Source organism: Alcanivorax jadensis T9 (assembly GCF_000756655.1).
Classification (GTDB): Bacteria; Pseudomonadota; Gammaproteobacteria; order Pseudomonadales; family Alcanivoracaceae; genus Alcanivorax; species Alcanivorax jadensis.
The window spans coordinates 25,625-42,316 of record NZ_ARXU01000005.1 but is presented as its reverse complement, the minus strand read 5'-3'; the positions used below and the strand labels follow the sequence as shown (position 1 = coordinate 42,316).

The 16,692-nt window shown below is 52.0% G+C and carries 14 protein-coding genes; all 14 read right to left on the bottom strand.

Annotated elements, in window-relative coordinates:
- Positions 1-7 precede the first annotated feature (7 nt).
- The 14 genes from T9A_RS08330 to asnB all read right to left on the bottom strand — a co-directional run bounded on the left by T9A_RS08330 (position 8) and on the right by asnB (position 16,583).
- The gene (locus tag T9A_RS08330; RefSeq protein WP_052042679.1) at positions 8-733 is read right to left on the bottom strand and encodes a sulfotransferase; all 726 of its coding nucleotides are present in this window, start codon (positions 731-733) and stop codon (positions 8-10) included.
- Positions 717-1,664 (bottom strand): hypothetical protein, encoded by a 948-nt coding sequence (locus T9A_RS08325; RefSeq protein WP_035246983.1) that lies wholly within the window; start codon positions 1,662-1,664, stop codon positions 717-719. Before T9A_RS08325 ends, T9A_RS08330 begins: the two co-directional genes overlap by 17 nt.
- Complete coding sequence (locus T9A_RS08320; protein ID WP_035246980.1) at positions 1,661-2,617, bottom strand: NAD-dependent epimerase/dehydratase family protein; 957 nt, start codon at positions 2,615-2,617, stop codon at positions 1,661-1,663. Before T9A_RS08320 ends, T9A_RS08325 begins: the two co-directional genes overlap by 4 nt.
- Before the next feature lie 29 nt (positions 2,618-2,646).
- Positions 2,647-3,336: a WbqC family protein gene (locus T9A_RS08315; RefSeq protein ID WP_035246978.1), complete on the bottom strand. Its 690-nt coding sequence runs from the start codon at positions 3,334-3,336 to the stop codon at positions 2,647-2,649.
- On the bottom strand, positions 3,336-4,433 hold the full coding sequence (locus tag T9A_RS08310; RefSeq protein WP_035246974.1) for a DegT/DnrJ/EryC1/StrS family aminotransferase: 1,098 nt from the start codon (positions 4,431-4,433) through the stop codon (positions 3,336-3,338). The genes T9A_RS08315 and T9A_RS08310 overlap by 1 nt, the downstream gene beginning before the upstream one ends.
- The gene (gene rfbA, locus T9A_RS08305) at positions 4,430-5,302 is read right to left on the bottom strand and encodes a glucose-1-phosphate thymidylyltransferase RfbA (protein ID WP_035246972.1); all 873 of its coding nucleotides are present in this window, start codon (positions 5,300-5,302) and stop codon (positions 4,430-4,432) included. The genes T9A_RS08310 and rfbA overlap by 4 nt, the downstream gene beginning before the upstream one ends.
- Positions 5,299-6,369 (bottom strand): dTDP-glucose 4,6-dehydratase, encoded by a 1,071-nt coding sequence (gene rfbB / locus T9A_RS08300; protein ID WP_035246969.1) that lies wholly within the window; start codon positions 6,367-6,369, stop codon positions 5,299-5,301. Before rfbB ends, rfbA begins: the two co-directional genes overlap by 4 nt.
- Before the next feature lie 327 nt (positions 6,370-6,696).
- Complete coding sequence (locus tag T9A_RS08295) at positions 6,697-8,130, bottom strand: MBL fold metallo-hydrolase RNA specificity domain-containing protein (protein WP_052042676.1); 1,434 nt, start codon at positions 8,128-8,130, stop codon at positions 6,697-6,699.
- A 340-nt stretch (positions 8,131-8,470) separates the two neighbouring features.
- Positions 8,471-9,724, bottom strand: a complete 1,254-nt coding sequence (locus tag T9A_RS16600) for an oligosaccharide flippase family protein (protein WP_232222053.1) — start codon at positions 9,722-9,724, stop codon at positions 8,471-8,473.
- 309 nt (positions 9,725-10,033) lie between these two features.
- The gene (gene wecA, locus T9A_RS08285; RefSeq protein ID WP_052042671.1) at positions 10,034-11,107 is read right to left on the bottom strand and encodes a UDP-N-acetylglucosamine--undecaprenyl-phosphate N-acetylglucosaminephosphotransferase; all 1,074 of its coding nucleotides are present in this window, start codon (positions 11,105-11,107) and stop codon (positions 10,034-10,036) included.
- A 542-nt stretch (positions 11,108-11,649) separates the two neighbouring features.
- Positions 11,650-12,150, bottom strand: a complete 501-nt coding sequence (locus T9A_RS08280; RefSeq protein ID WP_052042668.1) for a YdcF family protein — start codon at positions 12,148-12,150, stop codon at positions 11,650-11,652.
- Between the two features lie 268 nt (positions 12,151-12,418).
- Positions 12,419-13,522: a glycosyltransferase family 4 protein gene (locus tag T9A_RS08275; protein ID WP_035246967.1), complete on the bottom strand. Its 1,104-nt coding sequence runs from the start codon at positions 13,520-13,522 to the stop codon at positions 12,419-12,421.
- A gap of 15 nt (positions 13,523-13,537) precedes the next feature.
- Positions 13,538-14,611 (bottom strand): EpsG family protein, encoded by a 1,074-nt coding sequence (locus T9A_RS08270; protein ID WP_198030641.1) that lies wholly within the window; start codon positions 14,609-14,611, stop codon positions 13,538-13,540.
- Positions 14,598-16,583 (bottom strand): asparagine synthase (glutamine-hydrolyzing), encoded by a 1,986-nt coding sequence (gene asnB, locus T9A_RS08265; protein ID WP_035246964.1) that lies wholly within the window; start codon positions 16,581-16,583, stop codon positions 14,598-14,600. The genes T9A_RS08270 and asnB overlap by 14 nt, the downstream gene beginning before the upstream one ends.
- Between the last annotated feature and the right edge of the window lie 109 nt (positions 16,584-16,692).

Sequence of the window (16,692 nt, the reverse complement as noted above, 5' to 3'; positions counted from 1 at the left end):
TCACGCATCAGGTTTTATTTTCCCAGGGAAACTCCCGGGCAGTGGATTTTATACCAAGAAAATTTGCAAACCTCTGATAAGCACCAGCTTCTGCCACATTAATGATCAGAAGATCATCCGGCCTGTCACGAAAGTACTCTATAATCGTCAGGTTATGCCTGTTGTAAAAATCCTTAAGGACTCCCTCATTATAAGGATCATCTTCCGGGGAACCAAACAGAGCACGATTGACATCCCAAGGACGCCCCTTATAGGAATTTACAGCGGTCTGCAGTTGCTCCCTGGTCGGAGGGCAACCATCACCACTCCCCCAAAGCCTGGAGTGGAATTTTGTTATTGAGTTATACCACTGCTGGTCATCGGCCCTAACGGTAAGAATAAACTTACTTCCCGGAAAAGCCTGATCAAGAGCGATAAAAGTGTATGGGAAAGAAAAAGGTGAATCCTGAAAGGCCTCGGCAAACCTGCAAAACCTTACAATTGGTTTAAAATCTCTCTTCACCCAGTCGTGAAAAAGAGGCTTGGCTTCACTTTCACTTGCAACCATATAGCCCATTTCGCCAAGCGCTCTCTTCATTGTGGTCGTGCCAGTCTTGTTAAAACCGACCACAAAAACCTTGGGCTTTCTTCGCAATCCAACCTTGGCTCTGATCCAGAGCCGGCGCAGAAAAGCGTACACAAATCTAACTGCCTTCAAGGTCAAAAAATCTGACTTTTCAACTGCACTCGTCATAACGATAGCTCCCAAACTCTAATGCTTTTTTTAGCTTTTTATTGAGCTCGCCAGACGGGTATTTATGAGTTGACCAAGAACCAAATCGATAATGCAGTATTTTTTTTATTCCCGAGAATTTATAGACAGCTCTTACTGCAGAAAAAACGACACCCTTACTAGCCAACAAATTGTAGAAATATAACTCTATTCCTTTGAAATCCCGAACCACTTCCACCTCTTTTCCCGTTTTTCTCTTAGCATTAACTTTCTCCTTGTTTAATGCATCGAAAAAATCAGCATCACTCATCCCTAGCAATCTGGACCAATTTAAATGAAATAAAGACGCAGGATTTTTAATCTGCTCGTACTCAACAATAGTCACTGGGAATAGTGCGTCGAGTTTGGGCAGCCATTTTTTATAATGAAATGACTCAAAAAGAACATCACCTGGAAATTCAAGCAACAAGCCAGCAAACTTATCAACGCTATTCAACGCCTTTTTTTTACTGAAAAAATCAGGATAAAGCTGAACGTACAGTGAATAAAGATAATCCACCGGTTCACGCAGAGTCACAACCACTTCAACACTATAGCCAGAAAAAAGTGCCTCAAGATTTTTAAATTTCTCGAAAAGAGAGAGATTATCCCTGCCAGGATAAGCAATCATAATGCCCTCATCGCTGAACACATTAAGCCTGCTCTGGTCCAAATTTTTTTCCAGCATGGAACGGCCTTCCGCAATAGCCATTTTCCCTTCGGCAACATCGCGAATAAACTTTCCCCGGTAATTTTTGGTTGTCACCATCCCAGTTTTGTAGTCGTAATCAAGAAATTTCCCGAGAAAATTGATCTTTCCATTATCATGCAGTGAGGCAAAAACATTATGCTGAATAGAGGTAGTTGCCGTTTTAGGCAAACCCAAATGAATAAGCAGCCTGGCAGCACTCATAACTTAAGCGCCTTGCCACCTAAAGTTGCCAGAATGTCGGCAAACATACTCCGGACATCCCACTCAGGTTCAAAACCAAAAACTTCATATGTCTTTGACATATCAAAAGTAAAATTCGGCTGAGAGGGCATCTCCGGTCTATAGATTTTTTTCACCTCCTTTGATGGGGAGAATACGTCTATCAAAATATCAATCCACTCTTCAAGACTAACAGGGTCCCCCGTTCCTGCATTGAATACACCCTGAGCCGTTTCATGTGCAACAGCCAAACCCACCAATCTGGAAAAGTCTTTAATATAAGGCATATCCTTAGCATTTCGCGGATCACCCCACAGCTCAACACTTCCTTTGGAAACGATAGACCTGATGATTTGTATATAGCCCTTAACTCTCTCTCGACCATCCACATAAAAATTGAAGTTTGTATCGTCACAATAAACCGTCGGGATTCGAAGAACGATACTTTGCAAACCCCACTCTTGATGGTAATGCTCCAGCAAATCACACGCAGCGACTTTGCTAATCGCATATACAGCGTGATCCCCGGAAAACGTAAGCCCTCTCTGTTCATCACTCTTTATTGGCTCACCGGTATAAAACTTATGAGAGACATCTGAAAAGGTCATAACATAAACAACCTTTTTAATATCGCACTTTCTACAATACTCGAGAACGTTAAGCATGCCCGTTATATTGGTATCAATATAACGTTGTGGGTAATAACCAGACATTGTTGCCGGCATCGCACCTGCAATCATCACAATGGAGTCATAGTCTCTATCTAGATTCGCAATACTTAAGGCATTAGTTATATCAACTTGCCTAACATCAACACCCTCTTCCTCGAAAGGATGATTAGCATAAGTTGCTGTAACCTGGTTTTTCTCTTTCAGATAACGAACAACGCCTCGACCGAGACTACCAGAAGCTCCAAGCACTAATACTTTCTTCATCTCATATCCAAAATTTAGTCACTTTCAGATTATGCAAGGCGGTAGCTTCTAAGCAATTCATGGACCTTGCTGACCGAACAGTTCATCAATAAATCAATAATTGAAAGATTCGGCACAAACTCATCACCGCCTTGAAAATATACAACATCAACGGGTTCGATAAACTTCAGGCTTATACCTCGTTCTGAAAAATCAGATCTTGAATATAGGGCCCGCCCCCCAGGAACGTTGATATAACTATCAGCTGAAAAAGTGCGACAAAATGAAATCAACTTATCTCTAGCACTAACACTGCGATCGTAATCAATGTCGCTGGTTTTTATCATTTCTTTTCCGATGCCAAGATAGTCAAAAATCAATTGATAGCTATATATACACAAATCGGCAATTGACCTTTCTCTATACTCAAGAATGCTACAGATCAGAGGAAAGACCTGGTCGAAATATGGCGCCTTAGAATAACTTTGCCGAACCATTTCCTTGATTTTTCTCACATCTCTCGAGAAATCAAGATCGCATATCATTTTATTCGATGACGCCCCAGGCACAGGCACCGTAAAGCGTTTAACACCTTTTTCGGTGAGGATAGTATTTCTGTTTATATAGCCCTGCTTGATAAAAGACACATCGTCATAAACAAGAAAGATATCTGCTGCAAAAATAAGCTGAAAATACCCAATATAAGGAAAGAGATAGGGCTGCATAACTGCCAGAACCATTACCCAACCTCATTTTCAATTATTTTGACTATTCGCTTCTGAGTCTCGGCATCAAGGTCACAATACAGCGGCAGACACAGGATACGACCAGCCACGTCCGTTGACACCGGTAATCGCTCTCCCGCCCCCAGAAAATCAAAAGACTCAAGAGAAGGGTAAAAATAACGTCTAGCACCAATACCTGAGGCTTCCAACTCACGCTTGATACTCTCAACCTGACTCTCAGTCTCCAGCAATACGGGAGCGTAAGACTCATTGCTGCTGGATTCATCATTGCTTGCCTGAAACGAAACCAAATTGCTCAAATGCCTTCTATAAAAATTGCTTACCCGACTTCTTCCTTCAATATTTTCCTGCATCTCATCCAGCACACATAGCCCTACTGCTGCCTGCAATTCATTCATCTTCGCGTTAATCCCAAGCTCCTGGATACTTTCCGGGCCAGTGATTCCGAAGTTGATCATCGCTTTCGCTCGCTCCAGATCTTCCTTGCGGCGGAACACAATGGCCCCACCCTCAACAGTATGAAACAACTTGGTAGCATGAAAACTGAGAGTGGAGGCATCACCGTAACCCAAGAGACTTTCTCCCTTGTAATTCACACCGAAGGCATGAGATGCATCATAGATAACCTTCAGATTATGGTGTCTGGCAACATCACCAATGAAGTCCACATCACAGGGGTTGCCGAAAACGTGAACCGGCACAATAGCCCGAGTGTTGGCCGTAATGGCGCTGACAATATTTTTCGGATCCAAACACCAGCTATCTGCATCAATATCTACAAAAACGGGTTTTACGCCGTCCCAAGCCAAAGAGCTGGCAGTGGCGATAAAGGTAAATGGTGTTGTAATCGCTTCCGGCTTTTCGGCATATTGATGGCCGCTTACTCCCAATGTCCGATAAGCAACCTGCAGCGCCAGGGTACCGTTAGCTACCAGCAGCAGATTTTCCACGCCCAGGTACTCTTCAAGCCGGGCTGTCAGCTCCTTAACAAGAGGACCATTATTGGTAAGCCAGCCTCTCTCATAGATACCATCAATGTATTGCTCTAATTTCTGCCGGTCAGGCAGATAAGGCTTGGTAACCGGAATCACTGAGGCCCCCTGATGATATCCAGGAGGTATTGCCCGTAACCATTTTTCGCCAGGGCATTCCCCGTCGCTTCGACCTGTTCTGTAGTGAGCCAGCCATTGCGCCAGGCGATCTCTTCCAGGCAGGCAATTTTGTAGCCTTGCCGGCTCTCAATGGTTTCCACGAATTGGGCAGCTTCCAGAAGGCTTTCATGGGTACCGGTATCCAGCCAGGCGAAGCCCCTGCCGAGCAATTCGACAGTCAGATCACCGCGATCCAGATAGGCCTGATTAACACAGGTAATTTCCAGCTCACCGCGACCCGATGGCTCCACGGACTTGGCTATATCGATGACGTCGTTGTCATAAAAGTAAAGCCCCGTCACAGCATAGTTGGATTTCGGCCTGGCAGGTTTCTCCTCAAGAGATATCGCCCGCTTATTCTCATCAAACTCTACAACACCGAATCTTTCCGGGTCTTTCACCTGATAACCAAAAACAGTCGCACCACCAGCCTTTGCTGCAGCCGTCTTCAGTTTGGGACTAAAATTCTGGCCATAAAAAATATTGTCGCCCAGCACAAGGCAGACACTATCGTTACCAATGAATTCCTCCCCAAGAATAAAGGCTTGCGCCAGACCATCAGGGCTTGGCTGCACCTTGTAACTAAGGGAGATGCCAAATTGCTGGCCATCGCCGAGCAGACGATAAAAGCCATCCAGGTCTTCCGGCGTGGTAATGATGAGTATTTCCCGAATGCCTGCCAGCATCAGTACAGACAAGGGGTAGTAAATCATCGGCTTGTCATAAATCGGCAGCAGCTGCTTGGAAACCCCCATCGTGATGGGATAAAGCCGGGTTCCAGACCCTCCGGCCAGAACAATGCCTTTCATATTGACTCCCCTGTTCCCAACCGTTCGCGCCGGTAACTACCGTCCTGCACCCGTTGACACCATTCACTGTTTTCCAGATACCACTGCACTGTCTTGCGAATACCGGTTTCAAAGGTTTCTTCCGGGGTCCAGCCGAGATCGCGCTGAATCTTGCTGGCGTCAATGGCGTAGCGCAGGTCGTGGCCGGGGCGATCTTGTACATGGACAACCAGCTCCCGATACCGGTTAATGCCCTCGGGCTTCTCAGGCACCAATTCATCAAGTAAATCGCACAACGCGTGCACCACCTCGATATTCTGCTTCTCGTTATGCCCACCAATATTGTAGGTTTCACCAACTTTGCCTTCAGTGACTATCTTGTAGAGGGCGCGAGCGTGGTCTTCCACATAAAGCCAGTCTCGCACCTGGGTACCCTCCCCGTACACTGGCAAGGGCTTACCTTCCAGAGCGTTAAGAATCATCAACGGGATGAGCTTTTCCGGAAAGTGATAAGGCCCGTAATTGTTGGAACAGTTGGAGATAAGCGTCGGAAAATCATAGGTTCGCAGCCATGCACGCACCAGATGGTCCGAACTGGCCTTACTGGCAGAGTATGGTGAACTGGGCGCATAGGGCGAGGATTCCGTAAACAAGTCTTCCGGCCCCTCCAGATCACCATACACTTCATCAGTGGAGACATGGTGGAAGCGGAAAACCTGCCTGCCATTCGCGTCCAGTGTATTCCAGTATTGGCGTGCTGCTTCCAGCAGCGTATAGGTCCCGATGATGTTGGTTTCCATGAAGGCGGCCGGGCCATCAATGGAGCGGTCCACATGGCTCTCTGCAGCAAGATGCATAACTGAATCGGGCTGATGACGCTCAAGCACCTCATCCAGAGCCTTGCGATCACAAATATCAACCTTTTCAAAGGTATAGCGCGAGTCATCGCTGACACTTGCCAGGCTTTCCAGGTTGCCGGCATAGGTGAGTTTATCCACATTGACGACGCTGTCGCCGGTGTTATGGATGATGTGACGAATCACGGCGGAACCAATAAAACCCGCGCCACCGGTAACCAGAATCTTCATTAATTGCTCGTTTTTCAGTCGGCTTGGAACGAAACACCAGAGTCCAAAGGACAAGAGAGCAAGAATACCAGCTCACCAGCCGTACCGAAATCCACCACCCTTCGCCCCACAGTCAGCCAGTTGGCCAGCTCTCATCCGGAACACGGCCCTATCGCCAATACCGTCACTCCCCTCTTTCCAGCCAACAAGAACGATTGGGTTCGGCCCGGCAGTCCCAGAGCAGACAAGGCCTTCACCGCAATAGCGAGCCTGCAAGTGATAACCAAACTACAGCCAAACTCCGTGTTTACACGTCTCCTCTCGTCTGCAGACCCGTGACAGCAGGTTTTACCCTCCGGGACATAACACTCTTACCGGCAACGCCCACCGGTCGTAACACACTTCCAGAGCCGCCTTCAGCTCCTCCTTGGCTTCGGGATCGCCATGCACCACGCGCACTTCATCCGGCTTCTCCTGCATCCTCGCCACAAAATCCAGTAAATCCTGCTGATCCCCGTGGGCGGAATAACCACTGATAGACGTCACCGGCAGGGAAATCGAATAACGCTCGCCATCCAGCACCACCTCACCGCCTTGCCCTTCCTGCTGAATCGTTCTCCCTGGCGTCCCCAGGGCCTGATACCCCACAAACAGCAAGTTATGCCGAGCATCGCCCAGCATGGCCTTCAGGTAATTCATAATTCGCCCACCCGCACACATGCCGCTGGCCGCAATCACCACCGCCGGCCGTGCGCTCTCTGCCAGGTAGCGCACCATCCGCATGTGGGCATCGTGATCATCCACCGTCAGCAGCTGCTCAAACCCTAACGGCTTGCGCCCCTGGTCAAGCCGTTCACGGGCCTCCGCATCCCAGAAATCATCCAGTTCCCGGTACACCCGGGTAAACCGGCTTGCCAGAGGCGAATCGAGCACTATCGGCAGCGCCTCCCAGTCCAACCCGTCATTCACAGGCGAACTGCGGTGTCGATGAATCAGGCCTTCCAGCTCATACAACAGCTCCTGGCTGCGACCAATACTGAAAGCCGGGATCAATAGCGTTCCATTGTCTTCCATGGCCCTGACCAGCGCATGCTCCAGCCGGGCAGAACGCGTGGCCCTGCCCTCGTGCATACGGTCCCCATAAGTGCTTTCGATCACCAGACAATCAGCGCGGTACGGCGACTGCGCCGGGCGGAGAATCGGCGCCAGGCGGGCCCCCAGATCCCCGGAAAACACCGTCACATGCCCCTTTGAGTTCCGACAAGACACCGACGACGAGCCCAGAATATGGCCCGCCGGCAACAACTGAATAAATGCCGACGCCCCCACCAGAGGCAACGCCGTCCATTGTTCATACGGCACCGGCACCAGCCGCTGCCCCAGCAGCGTCAGAAATGCCTCTACCTGATCCGGCTGCCGGCTAATCCCCAGCTTGAAGGCATCCTCCAGCACAATTGGCAACAACCGGGCCGAAGGCTCACTGCAAAACACGGGCCCTTCATAGCCTGCTGCAAACAACCAGGGTAACCGGCCCACATGATCAATATGCACATGGGTCAGCACCACCGCCTGTATCCGGGAAATATCAAAATCAATGGAAAGGTCCGACGCCGACGCGCCAGCCGGGCCGGTATCACGGCCCTGAAACAAGCCACAGTCGATCAGCACCGACGCCGACTCACTCACCACCCACTCATGGGCCGAGCCTGTCACACCCTGCACCGCACCATGGTGCACCACATATGGAAACACGCCATCCTGGCGGTCATCACGACAATCCATATTCAATCCTTTGAAAAGCAGCGTTGAGCTGTGAGCTGTCAGCTTTGAGGAAGATCAAAAAAAACAGCAGCTAGCTACATGGAAAATCAAAGGCAGAGTGAGCCCCGCCTTTGATCTTCCTTGCAGCTTGAGGCTTGTAGCTTGCCCCTGCTACGGCATCCCCCGCTACGCGGTTCGTCCCCTGGAAGGGAACATCCTACAGAAACCCTCACGGGGTTCGCCATGCAAGCATAGCTCCCACATTACAGCGGCATACCGGCGTCCCCATGTGGGAGCTATGCTTGCATCGCGAAGCTCTTGGCCTTTAATTTTCCTCGAAGCTGGCAGCTCAAAGCTGCTTTTAATCCTTCGCCAGCGTCCGCATCCCCAGCATCGCCAGCACATTGGGGCAAGGCAACGTCCAGATGCCCAGTATGCGCCAGACAAACACCAGTGCCACCAGGTTCTGACACACCAGCACAAACGCCAGCGCCAGCGCCGCCCCCATGGGGCCGAAGGGAGGAATCAATACCCAGAAGCCCAGCAGGCCCAGGGCATTACAGATTAGCGCGATATTGCGCATCAGCTTTTCATGGCCGGTCATGTTGAGCAGAAAACCCACCGATCCGCTGGCCACATTCACCAGCTGGGCCAGGGCAATCACCCGTAGCAGAGCGGCCGCCTGGGTGAAATCCTCACCGAACCAATGCAGCACCCAGCCCGGAAAAATCAGACAAATCAGCAGCAGCGGCATCGCAATGATGATGCCCAGCAGCGCCCCCTGCCGAGCGAGGCGATTTAGTTCTGAGTGCTTACCTTGATGATAGAGGGCGGCAAACCGTGGCGGAAATATCGCGTTAATGACAACCAGCACAAACGCGATCAGCATCCCGATCTGCTGAGCAGACTTGAATAAGCCCAGCCCCGCATCCGTCAGCAACCAGCCGGCAATCATCACTGCCAACACAGACTGCATAAAGTTGGCGAACGTCGATGCAAAAAAGGCCCGTGAGGTTATATGAAACTGCCCACGTGACACCGCCGGACCTTCCGCCACGCCATTAACTAGCTTGGGCCGCCGCCACAGCCCAAGCTGAACAGCACCCTGCCCGGCCACCAGAGTGGCTGCCACGAAATACGCCCAGCCAATGGCCGCATAATCCAGCTCTCCGGCCAGACTAAACCAGATCAATAGAAAGACCGCCGTAAACAGAGAGACCGAGCCATTTTCCATCATGCTGGCCGTAGCCGGCATGCGAACCCCCTTGAAAAATCCCGCCAGCAGAAAGGCAAACACTGATGCAGGCACCGCCAACGCGAAGCCCAACAGCATATCCGCCAACCCAGCAGACGAAAACAGCCCTTCCACCCAGCCACGCAGCCCCACCAGCAAGGCCGCGACCACCAAGCCGATCGCCAGCCCCTGCAGCATCGCCCAGCGCAAATACAGAAACACATGCATGGAGCCATGATCCTGCCCCACGAAGCGCATCAAGGCGTTATCCATGCCACCGCGCGCCATCAGCGAGGCGCCCATCAACACCGCCTGGGCCAGCGCCATCGCACCCACGCCTTCCGGCCCGAGAATACGCCCGACCACCAACAACAGCGCCACAGCGCCCAAAGCCGCAACCCCACGGGCCACAAAAGTGCGTAGGAACGATAAACCGATGTCGCTTTGCAGGCGTCGAAAAAGAGAGGAACCGGACACAAGAGGCCTAATAATCAGGGGGCAGAGCCAGGATGTTATTGCTTGAATGCAACAACCGAATAGACGAGAGAGTGCAAGTAAACAGTCGCCATGGCAAGCCCCTCACTACAGGAGCCATGCTTGCATGGCGAATAGGGCGAAGACACAGGGCAGAAGCCCGTTTTGTGAAACTTGACCCTGATCTTGGCCTTCGCTTGTAACAGGCAGAGGCTTCTATCTGGCCAGATGCGTCTTGCCTGCATTCTTGCGACGAAACAACGCCAGCAAGCGCCACACACGGCTTAGGGCGTAATCATACAGCACAAACAACACTGCAAATGCCGCAAACATCACCCACTCGGGAATCTGCAGAAACTCTCCCAGCAGCCCGAAGCCGGCAAACAGCATGGCGACAAAAGTAATCAGCACCAGCGTCTCACGATCGCTGAAACCGGAACGCATAAAGATATGATGAAGATGCTCCCGATCAGGACGCATTACCGACTGCCCCTTGCGGGCACGGCGGAACATGATGGCCACCATATCAATCAGCGGGATGGCAATAATCCAGAGCGCCGTGACAGGTCTGAAAGCAGCACCTTCCAGTGGCGCGCCCTGGATCATCAGCCAGACAATGGCAAAGCCGATAAACATGGAACCGGCATCGCCCATAAAGATACGGCGTTTGAACGGCGGAATGCGCAAGTTAGCCATCAGGTAGGGCATTAAGGCGCAAGACAAGCCCATCGCCAATGCGAGACCAGCATCATGCCCTGGCGCACTCGCAAAAAGCAGTGCCAGTGACAACAGTGCCGTAAGAGATAGACTGCCCGCCAGCCCATCAATACCATCAATCATGTTAAAGGCGTTAGTCGCCCCAATCACGGCAGCGATGGATACCAGGGGCCCCAGTACTCCCAGCTCAATCACACCCAGGCCAAACAGGTTCCCGAATGACTCCAGAGAATCCCCCGAGCCGTAAACCAGCGCCGCCCCCAGCACCACTTGCGCGGCCAATCGAAATTTCGCGGGCAGATCACGGGCGTCATCCATCGCCCCCAAAAGAACCAGAAGCGAAGCGCAGATAAGAAAAATGACGTAGCCCGTAGAGAGTGGCATACCCAAAAGCCACCCCAGACAAACCCCGGCAAAGGCACTCAGCCCCCCTACTAAAGGGACAGCCCCTTTGTGCAGCTTTCGTTGATTAGGCCGGTCAACCAGGCGCATCTTCACCGCAAAGGGCATTAGCATACGCATGGAAATAAGGGCAAAAATACCCGATAAGAGAGAAGTACCAGCAGCGTCCATGTCCAAGCCTTTTAAAAAAGTTGGCGTCACTCGGAAGGGGCATCCGTCCCCGCCTGAAACTCCAGACCCCAAAACGAAAATGATTATACGCGGTACGTCAGTGAACCACTACTCAATGACCAAAAAATTACGATACGAAATGTATAAATCTTTAAGTACATTCGCATCCCCCATATGAGGTAAGCAGTACATGCGCACCAGCACAATGCACAACGCACATCAACGAAGCACGAATTAGCCCACGCCAGCATCCCTGACCGCCTCCTGGGAACTCATTGCAGGGAAGGTGCCAACACCCATCGCAAGAACGTCGAAGATGCAATAACGCAACAGCAGGTGCAATGCCTATCAAAAGGGCATTTAGAAGAGAGCTGAAATAGACACAAACCACGGTTCCCGACTGGCCCCAGGCGACTCTCATGCTCGAAGGAGTAGCCTCTTCATACGGCGGCAGCAGGGTTTCAACAACGAGGGGACTACTAACCTGCCTCTTCACCGGTACCGTCAGCCCTCTGCCGTCATGCAAGCCATGGCCACTAACCTCAGCGCCCGACCCAGTACCCTACCCACTCCTTCATAGCCCGGGCACTGCCATCCAGCGCCGCGGTATCCGGCAGCCAGTTCTGCCACCCAGGGCGACGCAACACTTCATGATCCGTCGCCGCAGGAATCACACCGATCCCCTTATCCTTGAACTTGGCCAGGGCTCTTTGCATGTGTAACGCCGACGTCACCAAAATAATCGTATCAACACCCCTCTTCTTAAGAATATTGGCTGATAATCCGGCGTTTTCCAGCGTATTTCGACTGCGCGCTTCCAGAAGCATCGCCTCATGGTCTATCCCAAGATCCAGCATAAGTTCTCGCATGGCCTCCGCTTCGGTTGTGGCACTGAATGACAGATCAGCGCCGCCACTCAACACCACCACCGGAGCCTTGCCCGCATGCATTAACCGCGCACCATACCAGACCCGATCCGCGCCAGACTCCAGGTTGGGAGCCAAGTCCCCCCTTACCGGCGGGGTAACACCGCCTCCCAGCACCACAAGCCCCGGCCTGGGGAACGGACGCCACAGCCAATGGCGGGAACTGATCCTCCAGCGAAGCACGCAGCCAGTCACTGGCCACCGGCAAGGACCAAATTCCCAACCACCCCACAGCAATAACACCCGACAGCACCGCCATACGTCGGCGAGAAAAGCTGGCAAACAGCAAGGCAAAAAGCCCCAGCAACAGGGACGCCCCCAGGGGAGAAATCAGGGAGATGGCAAACTTGGAAAGGATATACATGACGGCCTACTCTCGCGGTCGCTACCCGCCCAGACAATCCAGATATGCCTGAACCACCCTGGCCTCGCTAAACGAGGCCTCCATACGCTCACGGGCCGCCTTGCCTGCCCCTTGCCGCTCAGCAGCACTCATGCCAATCACATTCAGCATCTGCTCAGCCAGGGAGGTATCGCTCCGCGCCTCACAAAGCCAGCCGGTCTTACCCGCCTCAACGGCCTGCCGGCACCCCGGCACGTCCGTCACAATGGCCGGCCGACCCATGGCAGCGGCCTCCAGCACCGTGCGCGGCATGCCCTCCCGGTAGGACGGCAGCACCAGCAAATGGGATTCAGCAATCACCGGGCGCACATCATCGGTAACCCCCCGGTAATCCAGAATCCCTTCTTTCTGCCAGCCAGCCACTTCCGCTTCACTGACAGCACTGTGATTACTCACCCCCAATGGCCCCACCAGTAAACAACGGCTGGCAACGCCCTTTTTCTTGAGCAAGCGGCAGGCACCAGCATATTCACGTACGCCCTTATCCCCCAACAGGCGGGCAATCATGACAAAGGTAATTGCTTTATCTTCCGGCAGTACTTGAAAGGCAAAATGATCAAGATCGACTCCCGAACCCGGCAACAACGTCATGGGCCTATCGCCAAGCAAACCGGCATCCCGAAACACCGCCAGGTCTTCCTCATTCTGGAAGAATAAATGGCGCGCCCGGCGATTCACCCAGCCATACACTTGTCGCACCCGACGGAAAAGCCAGGAATCGTAAATAAAGGCCGTACCCAGACCAGAAATATTATTCGCAAACGGCACCCGCAACACCGTGCAAGCCAGCCCGCCATACAAATTCAGCTTAATGGTGAAGTTGAAAACAAAAACCGGTTTGTAGCGCCGAAAGATCTGCCAGATAAACAGCAAACTGCGTAGCTCCTGCACCAGCCCGGTGCTCTTGCCCACCATGGGCAAGGCCTCATGTTCAGCACCGAGCTCATTCTCAAGCCGTTGGCTGAAGTCATCCTCGGGTGATAGGCAAACGACTTTGTAGCCTTTATCCTGCAACGCACGAATAGTGCTATTTCGGAAGTTGTATAAATACCAAGAGGTGTTGGAGGTAAGAAATACGGTTTGCATCAACAGTCGCCAGAATTAGATCAACCAGAATACCTGGTACGGAACCCAAGCATAAGAATGAGCGCCAAAAACCAACCATACAAACTGCACAAAGGCGTAGTAACACACCACCGCAAGCGCAATAGTCGCCCGCAAAGAGGGCTCTTTGGCAAGAAAAGGGAGGTGCGAAAACACGAACAACTGTATGGGAATGAGATACAACGCCACTCGATCCGTCGCCGTCGAAGACAGCACCACTAACGGAATACACGCCAGTGAGAACAGAGACATCCAGAACCAGAGTTTTTGCTCTCCCGCTGACAAACGCATACGCCGATTCAACGAAAGAAATAGGGCTGCGGGTACCGCATTCATCAAAACACGAATCATGCCACCCTGAGACTGATAGTCAGCCTCCACATAGTTTGTCCAGAGGTATGCAGCAGAATCGAGCAAAAACAGATAACCCGCAGCAATAGAAATCACCCCCCCCCAGAACAGGCTCCAGAAGCGATTGGAAGTCGAAGCCAGCGCGGCTACCGGCAGCATCAACACCGCCGATTTGTGAAAGGTCGCCCCCAGCAACGTCCAGAACAGAAACCAGCGCAAACTCTGGTTAGTGAGTGAAACCAGCCCAAGCATCAGGAAACCAAGCGCCGCAGCTTGGCGAGTATAGCCCATGCCCACAACGATAATCAGGTATGGTACTGAAACCAGCAATGCAAGCCATGGCAGCGGCAGACTGCGACAAAAACGCACCACCCCAGCCATGACAATCATACCGCACAGGGTATTCACCCAGTAGATTGATCCTCCTGCACGCTCCACTAACCAGCAAAGTAGATAAAAGCCGGGGTCTTCACCCGTAATAACATCTCCCAGCGACCTCCCTGACTGCATCTCAAGCATACGGAGATAGGCGCCCCAATCCCCACCAACCTGATACCGCATGCCCATGGCGAGAGCAAAGAACAACCCGATGGCACTCCATGACCAAACCTGAGAGCGCTGATTCAGCTGCCTATTTATAAAAAGACCCACACACGGCAGCAGAAAAAACAACCAATAAGGCAACATCAGCCGCCCCCTGCACAGATCAGGAACATGCATTCACTCCTGGCTTCCAGTGCCTGGCCCAAGCCAGTAACTGCAGCACCACCCACAACTGTTGGGCATAGTGACCCTGCCCCTTAAGATGCTGTTGCCATAGCTGACGAATGGCTCCTGCATTCAGCATGGGCAGCGCAGATAGTGACCTAATAGACAACAAATCTTCTGCCCATTCCCTCAGCGGAACGCGCAACCAATCGTCCAAGGGGACAGCAAAACCCATCTTGGGGCGTTCGATCAGGGCGCGTGGCACATGCTGATAAAGGATCTCACGCAACACACGCTTGCCCTCACCCTGATCCACACGTTGGTGTAACGGTAGCGACCAGGCAGCCTGAAAAACTTCCGGGTCCAGAAACGGCGACCTCACCTCAAGGCTGGACGCCATACTCGCCCGGTCCACTTTAACCAGCACATCGTCGACCATATAAGTGAGTGTATCCATGAGCAACATCCACTCTGTCTGGCTGAAACTGTCCAGCAAGGGATAACGCTCAGCCAGTTCAAAACCGGTTCGACTCGCCGGATCCATCAGCAGACCCGGATCACGATTCATGGAAGCAAGATCGACGTATAGTGCACGGGGTGAATCGCAGCCCATCACATCGGCCAGCTTGTAGAGCTTTTCACCAAAGGTCCGCACCTGAAAGCGTGAAGGCATTACCCGAGCCGCGATCGCCATAATTTGATCATATCCAGAGGCGGGAATTGTTCTCACCAGGCCTGCAATCCCTTGTCTTACAGGCAATGGCAAAGGTGCCATCCGCGACCAGACACGAGGCGCCCACACATGGCGATTATAGCCACCGAAGAGTTCATCCCCACCATCACCACTCAACGCGACTGTTACATGCTCACGCGTCAGAGACGCAACCAGGCAGGTGGGCAACTGGGAGGAATCGGCAAAAGGTTCGTCATACAAGTACGGCAGGCGAGGCACAAGATCTAACGCCATCTCAGCAGTCGCCCGCAAGGTGGTGTGCTCTGTGCCCAAATGAGCGGCTACCGCCGCCGCATGGCGGGATTCATCGTAACGAGCATCATCAAAACCAACCGAAAACGTCCTCACAGGCCTTGACGCCTGGGCCTGCATCAACGCGACAATCAAAGAACTGTCCACGCCCCCGGATAAAAAGGCTCCCAGCGGAACATCCGCCTCCATCATTCGTCCCACGGCGCCTTTTAATACCGCCTCTAATCGGGAAGATGAAACCACGTTAGAATCACGAGAATGCATGGCTTCACTGGCCACATCCACAGCAGACCACCAGCGCTGTGCTTCAGGGCGCATACCTGATACAAGCTGCTGTCGTGATAGCGTTAACAATGCCCCGGGAACAAGCTTGAAAACATCACGGTAAATGCTGCGCTCTCCACCCACACAGCCATGACGTAAATAGCCTTCAATCACGACACTATCAAGCTCATCCTGCCAGCCTGGGGCCTTGTGCATCGCCTTTAGCTCAGAGGCAAACGCAAAGCCGCCTGCCACCCAACCATAGTAAAGGGGCTTTTCACCAAAACGGTCACGGGCAAGCGTCAAGATTTGCTGCTCTCTATCCCAAAGCGCTAGGGCAAACATACCACTGGCTTCCGAAAGTGTTTTCCGAATTCCCCAGAAGGAAAAAGCCATAAGCAGGGTTTCAGTATCGGAGTGACCACGCCATGGAAAGGAGTCTTTCGTGGCAGCCTCAAGGCACTCTCTCAAGTGATTGTGATTGTAGATTTCACCGTTAAAAACCAATACATAACGGCCACAGGAAGACATCATTGGCTGATGGCCAGCGACACTGGTGTCGATAATGGATAACCGGCGATGACCTAACGACAGTCCAGAGTGGTTATCCACCCACACACCATCTCCATCCGGCCCACGTGATGCTATTTCATCCGACATAGACTCGACTATGGTTGATAAAGAATTCGCTCCTCCATAAGGGCCAAGAGTAAAAAAACCAACTATGCCGCACATCAAGTAAATTCCAAAATAACAGAAGGTGATTCGGGATGTTAGGAATAATCCTATTTACTATTTGCCTAGAGCTTAGATCGAGAAAAATCTCGCTGAAAAGTCAGCTCAC